Below are 18,181 nucleotides of genomic sequence, written 5' to 3'. Positions count from 1 at the left end.
CAGAGCGATGAAGCTGGCCACGGGTGCGGCAAGCGGAGCGCGCAGCCTCGCAGAGGCGTAGGCATGAGCGATGGAAACCCGAAGGGGCGAGACGGCATCAGTTCGCCGACTCGATGCTCAGCATGACAGCGCGACCGCTCGCGGTCATGTCCAAGTCATTTTGTAAAATTGAACCATCAAAAACGGCATTTGATTGATAAGGGGAGAGCAGACCCAGCAGACCCAGCAGACCCAGCAGACCCAGCAGACCCAGCAGACCCAGCAGACCCAGCAGACCCAGCAGACCCAGCAGACCCAGCAGACCCAGCAGACCCAGCAGACCCAGCAGACCCAGCAGACCCAGCAGACCCAGCAGACCCAGCAGACCCAGCAGACCCAGCAGACCCAGCAGACCCAGCAGACCCAGCAGACCCAGCAGACCCAGCAGACCCAGCAGACCCAGCAGACCCAGCAGACCCAGCAGACCCAGCAGACCCAGCAGACCCAGCAGACCCAGCAGACCCAGCAGACCCAGCAGACCCAGCAGACCCAGCAGACCCAGCAGACCCAGCAGACCCAGCAGACCCAGCAGACCCAGCAGACCCAGCAGACCCAGCAGACCCAGCAGACCCAGCAGACCCAGCAGACCCAGCAGACCCAGCAGACCCAGCAGACCCAGCAGACCCAGCAGACCCAGCAGACCCAGCAGACCCAGCAGACCAGGATGATTCACCCGGTCACACCATCGAGCAAGCACTAGGCTTAAAAAGTGATATTGAAGGAACAGCCCCCGGAGCCTAACCGCCTGTAAGGCGGCCAAGCCGCAGCCGAAGGCTGAGGCTTGGGTAAATCGATGTCATTCGACTGACTCGGGTTGATGACAGGTCAAGTGCTGCCAGGTTGCCAGATTTCTCGCTACCGACCGCACGGCCCCCTCTTCCTCGATGATCAGGTGGAGCAACAACCGCTCAACGGGCTCGACGCCTGTCCCTGCCAGCCTTGCCTCGTTGGCCTCCATTCTGACCGCCTCCATGGTCTTGAGCAGTTCAAGGGCTTGCTTTGCCATGTCGCCTAACCGTGTTTCAAGTTCTCGCATCTTCTTCCCCTCCCCTATGCGGCCCGCAGTCCATTGGCCAGATTCAGTCGATTTAACCCTGCCTGGTGATAATGCGGCAGCAACTCGATCCCTATATAGCGCCGCCCACACTTGGCCGCCGCCACACACGTAGAGCCGGAGCCTGCGAACGGGTCGAGCACAATGTCACCCGGACGGGTAAATGACTCTATCAGGGGCTGCAACGCGCTCACCGGCTTCTCGGTGGGATGGTGTCGATTACCTGAGTAGGCCCAGGGCATCACATCCGGCAACGGCTGCGCGGGCACCTGGGGACGGCCTTTGGCGAGCAGGTAAGCGCATTCATGGCGATAGCCGACAAAGGCCGCCTTGGACGCATAGGACTTGGTGAACACCAGATGACCGACAACCCGAAACCCGGCCTGCTTCCAGGCGGCCATAAAGGTATCGACCCGGTTCCAGCCGTAGAAACTCACCGCCAGCGAGTGGGGCTTTAACACCCGATACATCTGCGTAAAGGCAGGCAGCACCCATTCATCATTAACGTCATTGGCAATCGATCGCCCGGAGCGGTCTTTAAATCCGACCAGGTACGGCGGATCGGTCAAAATGAAGTCCACTGCGGCATCTGGAAACGTAGACATGATCTGAACGCTATCACCCAACATGAATCGTGACATGGTATTGGCCTCGTCATAGAAGGGCGGCAGGAGGTCTCCGGGATGGTTGCCATTCCCTGCTGCCCGAGGCCAACACGCAATGCATCGCAGCGGGTCAAGCGGACGTGGAATACCGCAGCCGTATGCTTTTCGCGGCGAGGATATGCCGCGAAAGCCGCTTGAAGGCTGTTTGCGTCCCGCAATGCGGGGCATTGCACGATGGCAGAGGGCAGCAGGGTTCCCCGGCGTCACCATGTCATGGAATATAAAAAGGGCCGCCCCGCAACGTGCCAGGATGCACCAGGGGGCAGAACCAACGGTAGTCACCCGGCAGCAACAAAGAGCGGGCGCGAGCGCCCAGCCTTATCTAGAGGGGAAAGCCCCGACAAGCCGGGGCCAGGATGAGATGGGTTTAACCTTCAGCAGGCAATGCGCGAGCTAATCGGCGAGCCTCATTAACGGCCCGCACGGTCACTTTGCGCACCCATGCACACCGGCTAGGCGACCAGACGAACCCGGCCCCCTTGCACAACTGGCGCAGCTCTGCCGCTGGCTTGCCATCAAAGCTGATTTGGATGCGTCCATCATCCTCGAACATGCGCCAGCCCTGGCCCGCCTGCTCGATGGGGGCGGCGCGGTGCAGCGCGTCGACCTGCTCGATACGCTGGCGCAAGCGGCGGATCTCAGCCCCGTGGTTGCTCAGCTGCCAGGTTTTGAAGCTGCCACGCTGGGCCTTGTTGGCGTCTTTCATCGCCTGCTGCTTGGTCTCACGCTGTGCCAACCTGGCCCGCAACAGCTCGAGCGCCTCGGGGTTATCACTGGCAATGCCGCCACTGCCTACCACCTCGGCGCGGGCGCTCAGGTACTGGGATTTTTTATCGAGGGCAACTGATGCCCCCATGTTGCGATCTACTTTTTCGAGATCACGGCGGTGGCGGCGCTCGCTGTGATGCCCCATCAAGATGGGTTGCCCTGGGACGATGTAGCTCAGGATCCCCATGCCGTGGTTGAAACGGGCCTCACTGGCGCGGCTGGCGTTGATCGCCCGCACCTGCAGGCGCTCGCGCTTGGCGTCGACGCGGTCGGCATACTTGCCCAGGGTATCGGCTCGGGTAAGGGTGGGGGCCTCGGCCCCCTGCGCTGTCTGCGTGATGAGTTCTGTTATCGGAGCCACCGGCACAGGCTGGCCACCGTCGGGATCATCCTCTGGCGGGGTTGGCTGCGTCAGCATCGCCCAGGCAATCCGGCAGGCTTTACCCATGCTGTCAGCGGCGATGTAGTCGAACTGGTGGCGCTGCTCGCCCTGCTCGATAGTGACGTTCCAGAGTGCCCCCACCGGCTTCGCGGTAAACTTGGGTTTAACAGCGGCCACCGGTGCCACAACGGCCAGCGCCTGCGGGGCCTCCTGCCAGACAATGGGCTCCCCCTTGCGGTACCATACCCCGCCCACCAGGGTTACCTTGTTCGCTTCACGCGTCAGCAGACATTGCGCCCACTCCCCCCAAATGAGCTGGTTTGCATCGCCGGTCACTCGCTCGCCGCTGCGCTGCTCGAGATAGCGGGTTGCTACTGCCATCAATTCGTCGCTGTGCTCGCGCTTGATGAAGGTATAACGGCAGCCGCCGAACACCGCATTAAACGGGGTGGTGTCGAAGTTGAAACAATCGGTCATGCCGTCGAATTTGCCGTTTTCGTACTTTTCGATCACCGCCTCAACCTCTTGGTGGGTCGGGCCATCCTGCCAAGAGACGGTGATGGTGTCATAGCTGCTTTTCACTGAAAACTTGATGCCTGGGAAGGTATTTTTCAGGTCGCGGCGCACGTTCTTTGCAGCGGGTACCCCGCCGCGATCTTGCTCGCCAAGCGGGGTTAAATGGGCATATTCAGGGGCACCGGCTTGCAAACGGGCCAGTTCGGCGGCGTAGGCATTATTGGCGGTGGTTTCCTGGGCGGTGGCCTCGATGCGGCGTTGTTCCTCAATGGCCAGGCGGGCTGCGGCTTCCACGTCGCTCGCGTGGGCGCGGCGCTCGACATGGTCAGCAGCACTACAGCCCAAATCAATACCCTGCACAAAGGCGATCAGATCTTCGCTGGCGGTGGCCACGTAATAATCGCGGCCCTCTTCGGTGTCATAAAACGCCAGCATAGACAGGCAATGATCGGCAAATCCGAGCTCATCATGCGCAGCCAGATCAATCCGGCACTGGTAGATCTCGCCATCATCAAACGTTACGGTGACCTTGGTTTTGAGGTACCCACGGCCAGCATGTTCGAGGGCCACGGCAAAGGCGTTTTTTTCAAAATCGGCATAAGCCACGACCTGCTCCTTTTGCCACGCGCCGGACTCTGACCAATGTACGGTCACCGTGACAGGGCGGCGGACAAACTGGGCGGCCTGCTGGGCCTGTGCGGCGGCTGCTTTGAAATCTTCCATGGTGATGATAGTTGCGCTCATGATTGCCTCTCTCTGCTGGTTGCCGGGTCTTTAAACCCATTTGCGTCTCTAGATTCCGAGCCGCGCTCTAGGTTTTCAGCGCCCGTGGCTCTTTACTGCGTTGCTTGATGTGATTTGCCTCTCTGAGTTCTTCGCCGCAAGAAAGGGAAACAACACGCGACAAGGGAGACGATGCCAGTGCATCCCCGCAAGCCGCAGCGCAAGCGAACGCAGTGAGTGCGAACGGGTGAGGAGATGGCGAAGCGCACACTGGCAGCGGCGACCGGCGTGTTAGTTTGCCTGGCGGTGAAGGGCTTAGAGGGGCAAGGCATAGCAATGGCGTTGGCCACGGGCGCGGCAAACGGAGTGCGCAGCCTCGCAGAGGCGTAGGCATGAGCGATGGAAACCCGAAGGGGCGAGACAGCATCTTTTCGCTGGCTCGATGCGTAGCATGACAGCGCGACCGCTTGCGGTCATGCCCATCCCCTTGTTCGTTTTCGACTATTCGAGTTGCAACGTTGATCCTGCTAATCTAACGATTCAAAAAACTCAGCATTGCACCGACATAGAGATATTATGCATGAATGAAATAGCTATAAATTTCAGTAGTCCCTCCTGGTGGTTTAACATGGGCTTCCCATTATTCTTTGCCTGGATTGTTTCTCGCGCCTTCTTGTTTTTCAAACACAAGGTAAAAAAAGCCTTCAGATATAATAAATTGAAACTTGCTAAATACATCAAGACGAATAGGCACAACCTCGCAGCAGTGAATTATCAAATGATGATGTCGCTATGTTGTTTTATAACGTTTTTCTTTACCTGCGCACTATATTTATACTTGATTATCACAGGCCCCTTGATACAAGTTAAAGAACAGAGCACAGCGGCCTTTTTCATCTGTTTGATCCCTTTAATTATTATTGAGCTCATTTACCTGAATCAGAGAGATCGCGCTATGCGTCTCGTATCTGAATACAATAAGGTTCGCATCAAGAGAACATGCGCACATGTTAGAAGCCAATGTTAACCACAACAGGTGGCTGCCGCGCTGCGCTTGCCTGCTGGCTTGTTCGTTGCAGCGAAAAGATGCCCCGCCTCAAAGCCCAGTCTTTACTCTCTCTGGCCTGCCAAGTGGCAGGCCAGATGCCTGTATTGACCCTTCCAGGTAATGCTAACGCTTGGCGTCACCACGAATGATTATTTTAACGGCCACAACCGACGCATCGGGGGGCACACTGAGCGAACCGGCCAGTTCCCCCTCAATACTCCTCGTTATCTCCGAGTCCCCTTTAAACCAACACCATTCATACCCAGTCTTGGTATCAGCAGCTTCCAAAACGCCGCTCCGATAGTCGAATGTCACCATGGTCGTTTACCCAATAAACTCGAGATAACGGTCGGCGATCTGTAGATCCTCCCCCCCCTCAATCACGCCCGCCGCCAGCAAGATGCGCCGCCAGGCGTTGTATTCAATAGCGCGATGATTGTTTGCATCAACAGGCCGCTCCCAGCGCCTGACTGTCGGGCAACCTTTTGGATCGATGGGATAGCCCAAAAACGCCCCTAGCTTGGTTTGTGGCCAGCCTAACAAGGCAGTACGGACAAACTTGATTTCATCCGGCGTAGGCTGCACAAATTCAGGCGAATAGCGGTGTCGGACACAGGGCCGCATTTTGAATTCCTCGATAGAACAATCCAGGCCAGTGACATCGTAGATAGCTTTATGTTCAGACATGATAAGGCTCCAGCCGCCCCTGACGGGGCGGCGCAGTGTTTAAATTAATCCCCGCTCTGCAAATGACATGCTGTTTTCACCGGCGACCACAATATGATCCAGCACCCGAATATCAACGAGATCCAGCGCGGCTTGCAGTCGCTCGGTGATTTGGCGATCTGCACGGCTTGGCTCTGCGACACCGGACGGATGATTGTGAGCCAGTATCACGGCAGCGGCGTTATGTTTCAGTGCGGTTTTGACGACTTCACGCGGATACACGGCGGCGGAATCAATCGTGCCGTGGCTAAGGTCAACGGCGTTGATAACGCGGTGCTGATTGTCCAACAGGATCATGGCAAAGGTTTCATGTTCCAGTGTGGCGAAGCGGGTTTTCAGATACTCGACCACCATCTCGGGGCTGTTCAGTGAGTCCAGCCGAGTGAAGCGGCGAGCAATAATGCTGTGCGCCAGCGCGATAATCCGTTTTTCTCTTTCAGTGAACATACAGGCAATCCTGTTTTTTGGGTCCAGGCCAATCCCGTACCACAAAACAATTATACCATACCGCTGGGGCGGTTAAATCATTTTCACCTTAATAAGAAAATAAATGTAATAGGCGGGCATCCCGCCTATTTTTTATTTCACATTATCTCTGCTGTGATATCTGGCGATAACAGTGTTTTGCCATTGCCTCCCTGACCCATGCCGCTTTTTTCATGAGCAATATGATGGCCTGTTCGGCGGGCATGTGAGGAACGTCCATTAGACGTATCCCCCGCTTTTTGTTACTGTGAGTGGTCATGTTTACTCCTGGAACGGGTTTACGTGCTACCCCCTGTTAGCGCAGGGGGTTTTCTTTTTGCACAACGGGTATGCCTGTTATTACGAGCTGGGTATATCCGTGTATAAACACCACACCGCACCAATGGGATGGTTAAATTGATTGAGATCACAATTCTGAGCAGATAGCGGCAAGTAGCGGCTGGGCTTTGAGGCGCGGCATCGTTTCGCTGCGACGAACAAGCCAGCAGGCAAGCGATAGCGCGGCAGTTGCCTCCCCCGTGCCGAATTCATGCACAGCTAATGGGGTCACTTTTGCACCGAATTTGTGGATAACTCTCCCTCCCCTACACCATCTAAGTTTTCCGTGAGTGTTCAGTGGGGCTTTCGCCCCGCGCTTTATTCTCTCCATCAGCACAGCCCCGGCATCAGTGCCAAAACTGCCCACACGTTGACGAGCGCCGACATGAGCGATGTGGGCTTTAATGCACGGAGTCTGGGATATAGACGTTGTGCTAGGGCTAGTATTTGACCCAGTGGATAAAAGAGGGAGATGAGACAAAAATACGACATGCCGCCGTGGTAATGATGTCGTGTTTTTGCATGCAAAAGTGTCGTATTTTTGTATAATTGGGGTAGATGTAGAAAGGAGGACTCATGATGACCATTGCAGACCGTGTTGAAGCACGAATCAAACGATCTAAGCGAGATGTGTTTCTCCGTGAGGATTTCGATGACTTGGGCGGTTATGACCAAATAGGCAGAGCCTTACGCCAAATGTGTGAAAAGGGTCTGCTTCTGAAGGTCGGCTACGGCGTGTATGCAAAGGCACGGCGTAACCGGATCAATAGTCGCTTGATGATCGCCTCCCCTGGTGGTCCAGACGCCGTACTCATTGCTACGCTTGACCGCCTGAAGGTGCCTTACGAACTGAAGGGCCTGACCGCAGCTTATGCCGCGGGGAAATCCACTCAGATTCCCGCCTTTATGGAAGTTAAGCCTAAAAAGCGTTTTTCCAGAAAGCTGAAAATAGGAAGCCGAGTGTTCAATGCAGCCTAAAGACTCTTCGATTTTCGCCGACGTTTCTGACTACTTCGGGATCGATAACCCTGCGATAGCAGAAAAGGACTACTACGTCGTCCAGCTGCTCAAACTGCTTGCAAGTCATTCTTGCCAGCACCACACCATGGTGTTTGCAGGCGGGACCGCATTAGCCAAAGCTGACGTCAAGCTTCAGCGCATGTCTGAAGATGTCGACATCAAGTTATCTGTTAACGATAGTGCTAAAGATGAATCTCGAAGCGCGATGAAGCGCCATCGCAAAGCCATCAGAGATGGTTTGATTGAAGAGCTCAATGCGACTGGCGTTTTCCAAGTAGAGAAGGCTGAGGTCACTTGTCGGGATGAGCACAGGTACATTGAAATGCCGGTGAGATACCCACAGGCCTTCAGCAAGGCCCCCTGCCTTCGGCCTTTCATCAAGCTCGAACTCATTGAGACTGATCTGCTTGCAGGCCATAACCCCATGCCCATTTGTTCGCTGCACAATGAAGCGATGCAGCAAGGACCTGAAGTGCCAGCCTTCAACACGGTTCCCCTGATCTCCACCCAAGCCGAGAAAGTGTTGTCGATGCTGCGCAGAACAGCCAGCGTCAAGCATGACCCAGAACGATTGGATGATGAGTCGTTGGTTCGCCACATTTATGACACTTATCGCCTGCAACAAAGTACCACCTTTGATTTGGCCGAACTGGCAGGGCTGATAGCTGAAGGGATGAAGATGGATCGTGATCGCTATGGTCCCCAACACCCCGAGTTTGCAGCAGATCCTATCGGTGTGATGCGGTTTGGCCTGGATGTGATTGCTGGTGACCCCCTATACAAAGATCGTTATGAGGCGTTCGTGAAGCCGATGGTGTATGGGGATGCGTTGACTTGGGATGAGGCATTTCGCGTGTTCGAGGCTGTTGCGCGCCAGGCTCTAGATCACATTGAGCAACACGAACTTATTTAGTGGTGCGCGAGTGCTAGCGGTACTTCACCAACTGATCGAGGAAAAATGATGAACGGGTTAGCCCGAAATGCAAAAGGGCATTGGGTAGCCACCCACATGGGCCAGCGCGTAACCTTCACCGAACAGCGCTTCGGCGATGCTGCCGAGTTACTTGCCCGCCGTGTCCTGCTGGCGATGCAGGCCGGTACATACGACGAGTTGAGGGATAGCGCCCTGCTCAAGCAGAGTTACAGTCGAGAGCTGGCCGCCCAGGTGTTGGGCATCCACGTAGGTGAGCTGAATGAATGGCTTCTGCGCGGTGTATTGCGGGGTCAGGAGATAACTCCCCCCCTGCCCAGACAACCGTAGAGGGGCAGGGAAAATTAGCGGTTATGAACTGGCTATCGTGCAAGAGCGCATGAAGGCAGACTGAGTTAGTTAAGGAAAAATGATGGATATGGAAGCTCTGAAAGAAGAGATCCGCCTTGTTATGGATGGGTTTGGCGGAAGTGACATTGCCTGTGCTGCTGCCTGCCTCGCGTTGGAAGATCTGGAGTGCGCCCAAGGAAAGAACTGGGACTGGGTTCAGACTGTTTTGTCTGACTGCCCAGCCGCCAAAGAGGCCGCCTTAGCCATTCGGCGGGAGATGGAAGAGAGAAACATCCTGTCTCGTGCCCCAGCTCAAGATCGCTTTGAAAGCTGGCTGATGAAGAATGCCCCATATCTCTCACTCCTTTGGGACTTTGAAAAGCACGAGTTGAGCCTACCCATGGTCGATAGTTATCTCGCCACAGCATCTCACGGACAGGCGATTATGTGCCGGTTCGCAGCGGGTGTTTGGCTGGGAAGCAACGATTACCAGTTCGACATGATCGACGCTGCGGGGGTTCTGGATCACGAGCAGAAGACTGCTATCACAGCTTGGTTTACATCCCCCTTCTGGCCGTAGGCCGATAACCAAGGAAAAAGCCCCGCACGGCGTTGGCAATCATCGTCCTCAATCAGTTCTCGGACGGTTCTGGGGACAAACCGCAGGGCTCAGTGTAGATGACTTGTCGCTCAGCTACAGTATCCCGAACCGCAACCCGTTATCGGGGCCGTAGTCCGACCAGCGTCTTTGCTTGTCGTAGTAACGCCCTATATATATCTACGTAGTTCAGCAAGTAAAGTGTCTTATTGATACGGTCCACTTCAATGATGGCTTGTGCCAGGCTGGAAGGCCGGTCACTTTTCAGTAGCGAGCGGATCAGCTCGGAAGCCTGCACTGTATGACCGGAACATGTTGCAGGTTGGATATGAAGGTCCCTAGAAATCGCACGCAGCCTAACTGCAAAGCAACACCAAAACAGTTCTGATTGCCGTGCCGATGATTGATAAAAGCCTGGTCGGCTTCATCCAGATGAAAGTAACGGGCCAATTGCACTTCATTCGGTTCGGCAGAGAATTGTCTATCGCAGGCTTTCTGTTCCGAGGTTAGAAAATCGACGGGCATGTATCCCCCAAGCAAGGCTGCCAAAAATGCGAGACATTTTTAGTGTCTATTAATTTATAACATTGTGGACACAATAAAGTTAACATCATAAACTGTCTGTTAAGTCAATAATCAACTACTGATTAGACACAAGGTCTACTAATTTATTTGGGAGACAAAGTCGCTATGAGACTCTTCGGATATGCTCGAGTCTCCACCAGTCAACCGTCACTTGATATACAGGTTAAGGCTCTTCAGGGCGAAGGTGTCCGTACCAACCGAATTTTCACTGACAAGGAATCAGGAAGCCATGCAAATCGCGAAGGTCTCCAGATGCTCCAGCTTAAAGTGGAAGAAGGCGATGTTATCTTGGTGAAGAAACTTGACCGAATGGGCCGTGATACAGCTGACATGATCCAGCTCATCAAGGAATTTGATAAAATGGGTGTATCCATCCGGTTCCTCGATGATGGGATCAGCACTGAAGGGGTGATGGGGAAGATGGTGGTTACTATTTTGTCAGCGGTCGCCCAAGCTGAGCGTCAGAGGATACTTGAGCGAACAAATGAAGGCCGTGTAGAAGCAAAGGCCAAAGGAATTAAATTTGGTCGAAAACCTACGGTTAACAAAAAAGAAGTATTTTCCCTTCGTGAGCAAGGTCTTGGGGCTACAGAAATTGCCAGAAAGTTAAACATTGGTCGCTCTACGGTTTACAAAATTATTAATAATAAACAGGGTTGAGATAATGAGTATTCAGATAGATACAGTTCGTATATCCGGATTTAGAGGAATATCAAATATTGAGATAACTCTGCAAAGAGTAACCGTTTTATTAGGGCAAAATAATGCTGGAAAAACGTCAGTAATAAAGGCGTTGCAATTAGCCATGGGCGACTACTCGCGTTACTTATCTGATGAAGATTTTCATATAGGCGAAGATGAAAAGCGCCAAGAAGTTATCACAGTCGACCTTCGTTTTATCGCTGTCTGCGATGGTACTAGAGCGAAAGAGTTTTCAGAGAGTTGGCAGCAGGTATTTGGCGATAGAATTCAGTCAGAGCCTGATGGAAGTCAATTTGTAGCTATACGAACTGTCGCTAAACCAGATCGAGTGAAGGGCGGCTACACTCTTGATCGATTTCATTTGGATGCGTGGCCAGACCGTGTAGGATGGCAAGATGTTCGGATTAACAATAAGAACAGATTGAGTAAGCGATTTGAGTCTGTGCCTTTTATTCCAATTGATGCACAAAGAGATATTCATAATGAATTGAAAGAGAAGTCTTCATTCGTGGGGCGTGTGCTATCAAGTATTGAGTACGACGATAAAGATGTTGCGGAACTGGAACGAATGGTGGCCGCAGTCAATAAAGAAGCTATCGAGAAGAGCGAACCACTTAAGCGATTGAAGGCCCATCTAGACCATTTAAATCAATCATTTGAAGGAACTGGCCAAACTGAACTTACCCCGTTTCCAAAGAAAATTCGTGACCTGTCGAAGAGGTTTAGTGTAAATTTCGGTGAGTCAGATAAGAGCTCATTTTCGATGGAATATCATGGTATGGGTACGCGTAGTTGGGCATCCATGTTGACCGTAAAAGCTTTTACCGAACTCTTGGCCAAGAATCACGAAAAGGAAGCTGAGCCATTTTTCCCAATTATGGCCGCCGAAGAACCTGAAGCACACCTGCATCCGAATGCCCAGAGGACACTATATAGGCAACTCATCGATGTACCAGGGCAAGTGATTATTAGTACTCACTCCCCTTATATTGCTGGCTTGGCAGATTTGCATGAAATAAAGTCCCTAAGCAAGTCCGATAATTCAGTTCAGATATATCAGTTAAGAAGTGAGTTTGAAGACGATGATCTAAGAAAATTGAAAAGAGAGGTGGTGCATTCTCGTGGTGAGATATTGTTTTCAAAAGCAATAGTCTTATCGGAAGGAGAAACAGAAGAGCAAGCCTTGCCGGAACTGTTTGAATCCTACACTGGAAAGCATCCCTTTTCACTCGGTATAAATTTCGTGGGTGTTAATGGTTCAGGAGCTAAGTATCGTCCGTTTCTTATTCTGGCAAGAGATCTCAATATACCAGTCTTCATCTTTAGTGATGGTGAAAAACAAACTGTTAAAGATCTCAAGAAGAATTATGAAAAAGTGTTTGGGCCTACTGATATCGAGAGTGCTCGAAATATCACCATACTTGAAGATACTGATTTTGAGGGCTACTTATTAGATCAAGGCTATAAAGATATCATAGAAAAAACTATTCAGGAAATAGCTGGTGATGATGCACTAGATAAGTGGATTGAAAAAAGAGAAGGTACATTTTTAAAACGAATTAAAACAAATAATCCAAGTTGTGACACTTGCAAGCAACCTATTTTTGAAGATGTAAATAGAGATTACACTGGTCATGAAGGGCGAGTTAGAGCTATCCTCGACATTCTAGATTCAAGTAAGCCACTTTATGCAAAAGCAATTACTGACAATCTGATTAAGCTGCCTAAAGAAAACTTTCCTAAAAAGATAATTGAACTATTCAAACAAATTGAGTCAGGAGTCTGATATGAATCTATCAAATGCTCAGCGCCAGATCGTTGAGGCTCCTATGGATACAGCCATTCAAGTACTTGCATCAGCAGGTTCTGGTAAAACGCGAGTGTTAACAGAGCGTGTTCGATATATTTTGGAGAAAACAAAAAAAGACGGTGTTATCGCACTCACCTTCACGAATAAAGCTGCAGAAGAAATGAGTGAGCGTTTAATCGACTTCGAACAAGTAGAAAACAGAACTTGGATCGCCACAATCCATTCGGTCGCACAGCGTGTTTTGGAGAAATATGGCCATACCGTTGGTTTGCCATCGGAGTTGCATATATATGATAGAGATAAAGACCGAATGGAAGTCTTTATACAATCTTTACGTGAAGATGGCACTAATATAGATGAATATCTAGCAATTACCGATTCAAAGGAACTAAAAAACAGGGAAAGAAATCTTCAATCCTATATGGATATATTTTCGAAAATAAAAAGGGAGCTGCTTACAGAGCTGGAAGTCATTGAGCTATATCAAAACAATAATATTTGGAAAATATATCAGGACTATCAAGCTGCACTACTAAATAGTGGGGGTATCGATTATGACGATATTTTAGTGTACGCCCATCGAATACTGCTCACGTACGACTGGATCGCAAAAATATACCGCTCACAGTATAAACATGTTTGTGTTGATGAAGCCCAAGATCTTAATAAAGCACAGTATGAGTTTATCAAGGTGCTTTGCGGTGATGTGATAAAAAGCATTCTGATGGTAGGAGACCCTAATCAAATGATTTATGGGTTTAATGGGTCATCAAAAGACTACTTCTGCTCAAGTTTCATTAACGATTTTATGCCTCAAAAGTTTGAGCTGAAGGAAAACTATCGCAGTACTAAGTCGGTTATTCGTGCGGCAAACAAGTTGCGGCCAGGCTCACAAGCAGAGATTGATTATGCCTTAGAGGGTGGAGTTAGCATTTCAGAATATAATTCTGAAGAGGATGAAGCTACTGCGGTTGTTGCCACGATAAAGAATCTTTTGGCATTAAAAATTCACGATGATATTGAAGGAAAAATATCATTAGGTAATATGGTAGTGATTGGCCGCAATCGATTTGTTTTTGGCAAGCTTGAAAAATGCCTTGAAGATAATTCGATACCTTACTCTTTGAGAAAAGGAGAAAGGCAGCTTGAGCCGTCAACTAGATTCGGAAAGGTCTTAGACTATGCCATTAGGGTGAAGTTGAATTCTAAAGATTGGGTAGATGGGAAAAAGTTATGCCAAGTACTGAGTATCTCTGAGCCAGCCAACTGGACAACGAATGTATTGCGGGAAATGGCATCTCAAATTTCATCAGCATTAGATGAGTACTCTACGATATTCGAAAAACTTCTTGTTGCTATTGACAACTTAGATATTGAAAACCCTAAAATCCCCAAACTAGTAAAGGATTTTGATGAACTTCTTACATCGTTGGTTGAAAACCATAACGGTGTTTCGGATGATAAAATAGAAGACGTTAAACTGAGTATTGAAGAGCTTAAAGAGTTTAGTAGTACGTGGACCCGATTCAAGCGTAAAGGCTTAGGTGATTCATTGGTTGCATTTAGAAATGCATTGGCATTAGGCCAACTTTCTGAAAGTAGTATAGATGAAGGCCTAACCCTAAGTACTGTGCATACGATGAAAGGTTTAGAAAAGGATATTGTATTTTTGATAGGGATGTGCGAAGGGGTTTTTCCTGATTACAGGGCTAGGACGGTCAAAGAGCTTGACGAGGAACGGAATAACGCTTTTGTCGCGGTGACGAGAGCGAAGCGTTGGTTGTACGTGTCTTATCCTAAGCAGAGAATGATGCCTTGGGGTGATCTTAGGTTTCAGCAGAAATCCCGTTTCATTAGTGAAATAGAGTAAGTGCTTTGAAAGTATACAATGGAATTACTTACTTACCTTAGTACGTTTTCGTTCCATTGGACTTAAACCCCCAATAGCTTCCTGCAACAACGCATTGATGTGAGCTTGTTCGGTGTCGCGGCAGTATTGGGACGTAGGGGCAGAAGCTGTATCATAGTGGTGGGTGCTTAGGCCATGCCTGCAAGCACCCAACTTTTTATGGCGGATGGCGGGGGAAGAGCAGTGTACCCTGGGGAAATGGATACCTGCCTGGCATCCGCCACCTATTTGAGAGCGTAGAAATGAGCCTGAAACAGTATCAAAACTGGCTATCCCATTATTTGGTAAGCCGCCGCGATGGTGACCATGCCTTGGCTGCCGAGCTGGCAGGGATGATATGTGGATTTTGGGAACAGCAAGGTAATAACGCTGAACAGCAAAAGTGGCTACGGGTCCAGGAAGAGCACCATCAAAGTATCACCTGACCGCCCACAGAGAATCAAAATAAAAAAATGAACAATCAAAAAGAGATATTGATGATTGTTAGGTTTGCATCCCATCACCAGCTTGGGTAGGGTAGCGCCGCCGCTTGGCGACTACTATTCAGTTGACTGATTGGGCAGGCGCACACAGCCAAGCGGCACATCTGAATGACACCCGTCCCATAGATGATTCCCACAGTTTCTCTTACTTGCGAGGATTATTGCGCTGCAGCCAGGGAATCCTTGCCCTCGATCGTTACCAGCGAGGGTTTGCTACTACTAGCCTCCCCTAATTTCATAGAACCCCCTTGGCAAGGATCCAAATACAATGCGCTTCTCAACAGAAGCGCATCAATAAAGGCGGTGGCTAACCAGCCCCCCCCGTCATCAGATCATCTACGCTAGCCATCACCTGCGCTACACTCATTGCTTCCAAGTAATGCGCAGGATCTGAATACCCAGCTTTGAGAGCTGCAAAATGAGCCTCACCGCAGGTAATCTTAGCCTTCTCGGTTAAACGCAACTCATCCAAGTTACGGGTGCCTTTGGTTTCTACCACAAAATACACCTGCTCAACCCCATCCCGCTCAATAACCAGCGCCCAGTCAGGATTGTAACTCCCCAACGGGGTCGGGATTTTGAACCAGCCAGGCAACTTTGCGTAAAGCTTCACTTCATCTTGCTGCTCAAGATGTTGAACAAACTCTCGCTCAATCCCTTGTGAATCCAGTGGTACTTGCTCGTACACTGATTTTCCTGCTGCGGCATTGAATAAATTTTTTGTATACCCAGTCAGTTCTTTATCGGTGAAGAGTGTCTGCGCGTACACCGCCCCCGGCAATCGGTAGTATTTGATACCATCAACAACGGCTCGTTGCTTACAACCATTGAGGCGACCAATCGCCTCCGTCAAAAATTGTTGCGGGTTTTTTACAAAATCGCGCAACCGGCCACTGTCAGTCAATATCTGATATAGGCTTCGTCGAGTAAGCCCTGTTTTATCCTGAAGCACCCCAAGAATATCTGGAAGTACCGGCGCAATATCATCAACTTGACTACTGGTTGCCCCTGGCATTGATCGCATATCCAATCCTGCACGGGTATAAGACAATGCCCCTTTACTGAACTGTATTTGGGCACGAGTGATAAGCGGCATTGCACGTAATGAAGCTGTGCAATCTGCGATCAGCATCTCTTCATCAAAGTCCAGTCGATACTGTGTTTTTTGAGAAATGCGAGACCACAACTGTTTGAATGCCTCCGACGTCAACACAGCCTGTCGTGGAGAGATAACGACACGCTCATCGGCATTACTGATCCGCAAGCGCCCAGCGCTTTTCCTCAAGATATGTTCAATTTCAGATCGCAGTGGTTCATATTCAGGAGCCAAGGTGAGCTGAGCATCACGTAGAGCTATCTTAAGAGCATCATTTACCTTACCAGTACGGCTAAGATAATCATCCGCTTGTAGCGTTTCCCAGAGGGCATTAGAGCCTGCGACCCCAAGCGCTTCATGGGCACCATTCACCATCGTCATATGTAAGTGAGCAAATGCAGTGGATGTAACAATGCCAAATTTGATCCCGGTTTCCTGTTCAATTTCTTGCTGCAATTGCTCCGCGTAGGTTTCATATCCCTCGCTAGCAACCACTGTCAATATATTGATACTGTCATCCCGGATCCGCTCACCATCCTGATTAACACACAGGCGTAAGCCCCTTCCCAAGGTCTGCCGCCGCTCTCGTTCACTACCCATCTCACGCAAGCTGCAAATCTGGAACACATTGGGGTTATCCCACCCTTCTTTAAGGGCGGAATGCGAAAACAAAAAGCGTACCGGGTTTGAAAAGCTCAATAGTCGCTCTTTGTTTTTCATTATGAGGTTATAACCACGCTCCGCGTTATCACGCCCGCTGGCATTACTTTCAGAGGTATCTTCCCATCCCCCTTTTTTATCGATAGAAAAATAACCATCATGTACTTCACTAAATAACTGATCCTAATAGTGCTACACCTTCGCTGTGCCATAGCCATTCCCCGGGAAAGGAGACACGGTATCCATGAAGTGTTTCACTCGAGCCAGCAGGTTGGCCATCCCTCTGCATTGATGATTGCGCGTGATGGTTTCATGTAACTTGTGCCACAGCCGTTCGATGTGATTAACCCAAGGACTGTAAACTGGCTGGAATACCAGGCAGAACTTGGGGTTCTTCTTCAACCATCGCTCGGTCTGTTTGCTTTTGTGAATGATGTAGTTATCGAGGATCAGCGTGATGGTTTTGGCTCGTCGGTAGTGGTGACGCAGCTTTTCCAGCATGGCGATAAACAGGGATGAGTTTTTCTTTATCCCGCTGACGTAAAGCACTCTTCCGTTGCCTGCATGAAGAACGCCTGCCAGGTAATGCTTGGCATTCTGCCCCGGAGTGACAACACGCTTTTGCTGCGCTCTGAACATCCAGTCGGCCCCTAATTTGGGATTGAGGTCTATATCGACTTCATCCTCATAAAACACCGGGTTATCCGCATCACAACGGGCCAGCGCGGCGTCGATATTCGCCATTTTCTCCTGATAGGCCGGGTCTTTTATCCGCAAGGTCGGCACGGGCCTGCGCCAGACAATCCCCATACGAGGTAACCATCGACGAAGTGTGGAGGCGGCCACATTGAGCCCTGTTAACCGATTGATTTTGATAGCCAATAGTTCGGTACACCAACGGCTGCGCTGATAACCAAAATCTTGCGGAGAAAACTGCATGAGCAGCACCAGTAAGGTGACCATCTTGGCGATAGGTAAAACTGGGGCACGGCCAGCCGGTAAGGCTTCTAGCGCATCTATGCCTTCATCTCGATACCACCGAAGCCAACGACCGATGGTCGAGCGCGCAGCGCCGGTAAGGTGATGAACATCAGTGATCGTGCGTCCTTCATGTAACAGCAAGATGGCCATCAAGCGACGAGCATGCCCTTTATCACGCGTGGCATGGATGATTTTGTGAATGCGGCGCCGTTGTGACCGTGGCAGGGGTGGTAGGATAGGCATCAACTCAGTCCTTTGGGTGTGGCTTGTTTTGTTTGGCGACTAATGAGATCGCACAAACTGGGCTGAGTTCCCTTCCTCCAGTGATCTACTATTCGGAACAGTTATTTAG

General features: G+C 50.6%; 17 protein-coding genes and 1 pseudogene. 8 read left to right on the top strand and 10 right to left on the bottom strand.

The window, feature by feature from the left end:
- Positions 1-97 precede the first annotated feature (97 nt).
- The 6 genes from AB5Y92_RS21685 to radC all read right to left on the bottom strand — a co-directional run bounded on the left by AB5Y92_RS21685 (position 98) and on the right by radC (position 6,368).
- Positions 98-712, bottom strand: a complete 615-nt coding sequence (locus tag AB5Y92_RS21685) for a hypothetical protein (protein ID WP_368227768.1) — start codon at positions 710-712, stop codon at positions 98-100.
- Between the two features lie 123 nt (positions 713-835).
- Positions 836-1,045, bottom strand: a complete 210-nt coding sequence (locus AB5Y92_RS21680) for a hypothetical protein (protein WP_241660576.1) — start codon at positions 1,043-1,045, stop codon at positions 836-838.
- Positions 1,046-1,089: 44 nt separating this feature from the next.
- On the bottom strand, positions 1,090-1,734 hold the full coding sequence (locus AB5Y92_RS21675) for a DNA methylase (protein ID WP_075116320.1): 645 nt from the start codon (positions 1,732-1,734) through the stop codon (positions 1,090-1,092).
- A 391-nt stretch (positions 1,735-2,125) separates the two neighbouring features.
- Positions 2,126-4,168 (bottom strand): DUF3560 domain-containing protein, encoded by a 2,043-nt coding sequence (locus tag AB5Y92_RS21670; RefSeq protein ID WP_368227765.1) that lies wholly within the window; start codon positions 4,166-4,168, stop codon positions 2,126-2,128.
- A 1,351-nt stretch (positions 4,169-5,519) separates the two neighbouring features.
- Positions 5,520-5,882: a DNA repair protein gene (locus tag AB5Y92_RS21665; protein ID WP_182936413.1), complete on the bottom strand. Its 363-nt coding sequence runs from the start codon at positions 5,880-5,882 to the stop codon at positions 5,520-5,522.
- Between the two features lie 39 nt (positions 5,883-5,921).
- Entirely contained in the window at positions 5,922-6,368 is a 447-nt protein-coding gene (gene radC / locus AB5Y92_RS21660; protein WP_063968044.1) for a DNA repair protein RadC, read from the bottom strand.
- Positions 6,369-7,301: 933 nt separating this feature from the next.
- Between radC and AB5Y92_RS21655 the strand changes: the two genes are divergently transcribed.
- From AB5Y92_RS21655 to AB5Y92_RS21640, 4 genes are all read left to right on the top strand, one after another.
- A complete protein-coding gene (locus AB5Y92_RS21655; protein ID WP_265431866.1) occupies positions 7,302-7,703 on the top strand; it encodes a DUF6088 family protein in 402 nt (133 codons plus the stop codon).
- Positions 7,693-8,658: a nucleotidyl transferase AbiEii/AbiGii toxin family protein gene (locus AB5Y92_RS21650; RefSeq protein WP_085044705.1), complete on the top strand. Its 966-nt coding sequence runs from the start codon at positions 7,693-7,695 to the stop codon at positions 8,656-8,658. The genes AB5Y92_RS21655 and AB5Y92_RS21650 overlap by 11 nt, the downstream gene beginning before the upstream one ends.
- Before the next feature lie 96 nt (positions 8,659-8,754).
- Positions 8,755-9,006: a hypothetical protein gene (locus tag AB5Y92_RS21645; RefSeq protein ID WP_368227759.1), complete on the top strand. Its 252-nt coding sequence runs from the start codon at positions 8,755-8,757 to the stop codon at positions 9,004-9,006.
- A gap of 88 nt (positions 9,007-9,094) precedes the next feature.
- Positions 9,095-9,586 carry a hypothetical protein gene (locus AB5Y92_RS21640; protein WP_242431374.1) on the top strand — a complete coding sequence of 164 codons (492 nt, stop codon included), beginning with the start codon at positions 9,095-9,097 and terminating at the stop codon, positions 9,584-9,586.
- A gap of 139 nt (positions 9,587-9,725) precedes the next feature.
- Here the strand turns inward: AB5Y92_RS21640 and AB5Y92_RS21635 are convergent, their stop codons facing one another.
- Together AB5Y92_RS21635 and AB5Y92_RS21630 are read right to left on the bottom strand one after the other, a co-directional pair.
- Entirely contained in the window at positions 9,726-9,902 is a 177-nt protein-coding gene (locus tag AB5Y92_RS21635) for a Tn3 family transposase (protein WP_368227756.1), read from the bottom strand.
- 20 nt (positions 9,903-9,922) lie between these two features.
- A pseudogene (locus tag AB5Y92_RS21630) lies at positions 9,923-10,129 on the bottom strand (DUF4158 domain-containing protein); the annotation flags it as partial.
- Between the two features lie 165 nt (positions 10,130-10,294).
- On the opposite strand from AB5Y92_RS21630, the gene AB5Y92_RS21625 reads away from it, so the two are divergent.
- The 4 genes from AB5Y92_RS21625 (at position 10,295) to AB5Y92_RS21610 (ending at position 15,035) form a co-directional block, all read left to right on the top strand.
- Positions 10,295-10,849, top strand: coding sequence for a recombinase family protein (locus AB5Y92_RS21625; protein WP_085044783.1), 555 nt, complete (start codon positions 10,295-10,297; stop codon positions 10,847-10,849).
- Between the two features lie 4 nt (positions 10,850-10,853).
- Positions 10,854-12,677 carry an ATP-dependent endonuclease gene (locus tag AB5Y92_RS21620; protein ID WP_368227754.1) on the top strand — a complete coding sequence of 608 codons (1,824 nt, stop codon included), beginning with the start codon at positions 10,854-10,856 and terminating at the stop codon, positions 12,675-12,677.
- Position 12,678: 1 nt separating this feature from the next.
- The gene (locus AB5Y92_RS21615; protein ID WP_368227752.1) at positions 12,679-14,571 is read left to right on the top strand and encodes an ATP-dependent helicase; all 1,893 of its coding nucleotides are present in this window, start codon (positions 12,679-12,681) and stop codon (positions 14,569-14,571) included.
- A 281-nt stretch (positions 14,572-14,852) separates the two neighbouring features.
- Positions 14,853-15,035, top strand: a complete 183-nt coding sequence (locus AB5Y92_RS21610) for a hypothetical protein (protein WP_085044784.1) — start codon at positions 14,853-14,855, stop codon at positions 15,033-15,035.
- A 364-nt stretch (positions 15,036-15,399) separates the two neighbouring features.
- Here AB5Y92_RS21610 and AB5Y92_RS21605 read toward each other — a convergent pair whose 3' ends face one another.
- Positions 15,400-16,908 (bottom strand): hypothetical protein, encoded by a 1,509-nt coding sequence (locus AB5Y92_RS21605; protein WP_368227749.1) that lies wholly within the window; start codon positions 16,906-16,908, stop codon positions 15,400-15,402.
- A 132-nt stretch (positions 16,909-17,040) separates the two neighbouring features.
- On the bottom strand, positions 17,041-18,072 hold the full coding sequence (locus AB5Y92_RS21600; protein ID WP_101318646.1) for an IS630-like element ISAhy2 family transposase: 1,032 nt from the start codon (positions 18,070-18,072) through the stop codon (positions 17,041-17,043).
- Positions 18,073-18,181: the final 109 nt, after the last annotated feature.

This window comes from Aeromonas sp. R1-1 (assembly GCF_040908495.1).
Lineage (GTDB): Bacteria > Pseudomonadota > Gammaproteobacteria > Enterobacterales > Aeromonadaceae > Aeromonas > Aeromonas veronii.
The sequence above is the reverse complement of the archived record's forward strand: the minus strand, read 5'-3'. Positions and strand labels throughout refer to the sequence as shown.

Excerpts from the sequence above, each read along its gene's own strand:
- AB5Y92_RS21650 (WP_085044705.1), top strand. The coding sequence starts at position 7,693 with ATGCAGCCTAAAGACTCTTCGATTTTCGCCGACGTTTCTGACTACTTC.
- AB5Y92_RS21645 (WP_368227759.1), top strand. The coding sequence starts at position 8,755 with ATGGGCCAGCGCGTAACCTTCACCGAACAGCGCTTCGGCGATGCTGCC.
- AB5Y92_RS21670 (WP_368227765.1), bottom strand. The coding sequence starts at position 4,168 with ATGAGCGCAACTATCATCACCATGGAAGATTTCAAAGCAGCCGCCGCA.
- AB5Y92_RS21655 (WP_265431866.1), top strand. The coding sequence starts at position 7,302 with ATGATGACCATTGCAGACCGTGTTGAAGCACGAATCAAACGATCTAAG.
- AB5Y92_RS21615 (WP_368227752.1), top strand. The coding sequence starts at position 12,679 with ATGAATCTATCAAATGCTCAGCGCCAGATCGTTGAGGCTCCTATGGAT.
- AB5Y92_RS21605 (WP_368227749.1), bottom strand. The coding sequence starts at position 16,908 with ATGAAAAACAAAGAGCGACTATTGAGCTTTTCAAACCCGGTACGCTTT.
- AB5Y92_RS21625 (WP_085044783.1), top strand. The coding sequence starts at position 10,295 with ATGAGACTCTTCGGATATGCTCGAGTCTCCACCAGTCAACCGTCACTT.
- AB5Y92_RS21675 (WP_075116320.1), bottom strand. The coding sequence starts at position 1,734 with ATGTCACGATTCATGTTGGGTGATAGCGTTCAGATCATGTCTACGTTT.
- AB5Y92_RS21600 (WP_101318646.1), bottom strand. The coding sequence starts at position 18,072 with ATGCCTATCCTACCACCCCTGCCACGGTCACAACGGCGCCGCATTCAC.
- AB5Y92_RS21680 (WP_241660576.1), bottom strand. The coding sequence starts at position 1,045 with ATGGCAAAGCAAGCCCTTGAACTGCTCAAGACCATGGAGGCGGTCAGA.
- AB5Y92_RS21610 (WP_085044784.1), top strand. The coding sequence starts at position 14,853 with ATGAGCCTGAAACAGTATCAAAACTGGCTATCCCATTATTTGGTAAGC.
- radC (WP_063968044.1), bottom strand. The coding sequence starts at position 6,368 with ATGTTCACTGAAAGAGAAAAACGGATTATCGCGCTGGCGCACAGCATT.
- AB5Y92_RS21640 (WP_242431374.1), top strand. The coding sequence starts at position 9,095 with ATGGAAGCTCTGAAAGAAGAGATCCGCCTTGTTATGGATGGGTTTGGC.
- AB5Y92_RS21620 (WP_368227754.1), top strand. The coding sequence starts at position 10,854 with ATGAGTATTCAGATAGATACAGTTCGTATATCCGGATTTAGAGGAATA.
- AB5Y92_RS21665 (WP_182936413.1), bottom strand. The coding sequence starts at position 5,882 with ATGTCTGAACATAAAGCTATCTACGATGTCACTGGCCTGGATTGTTCT.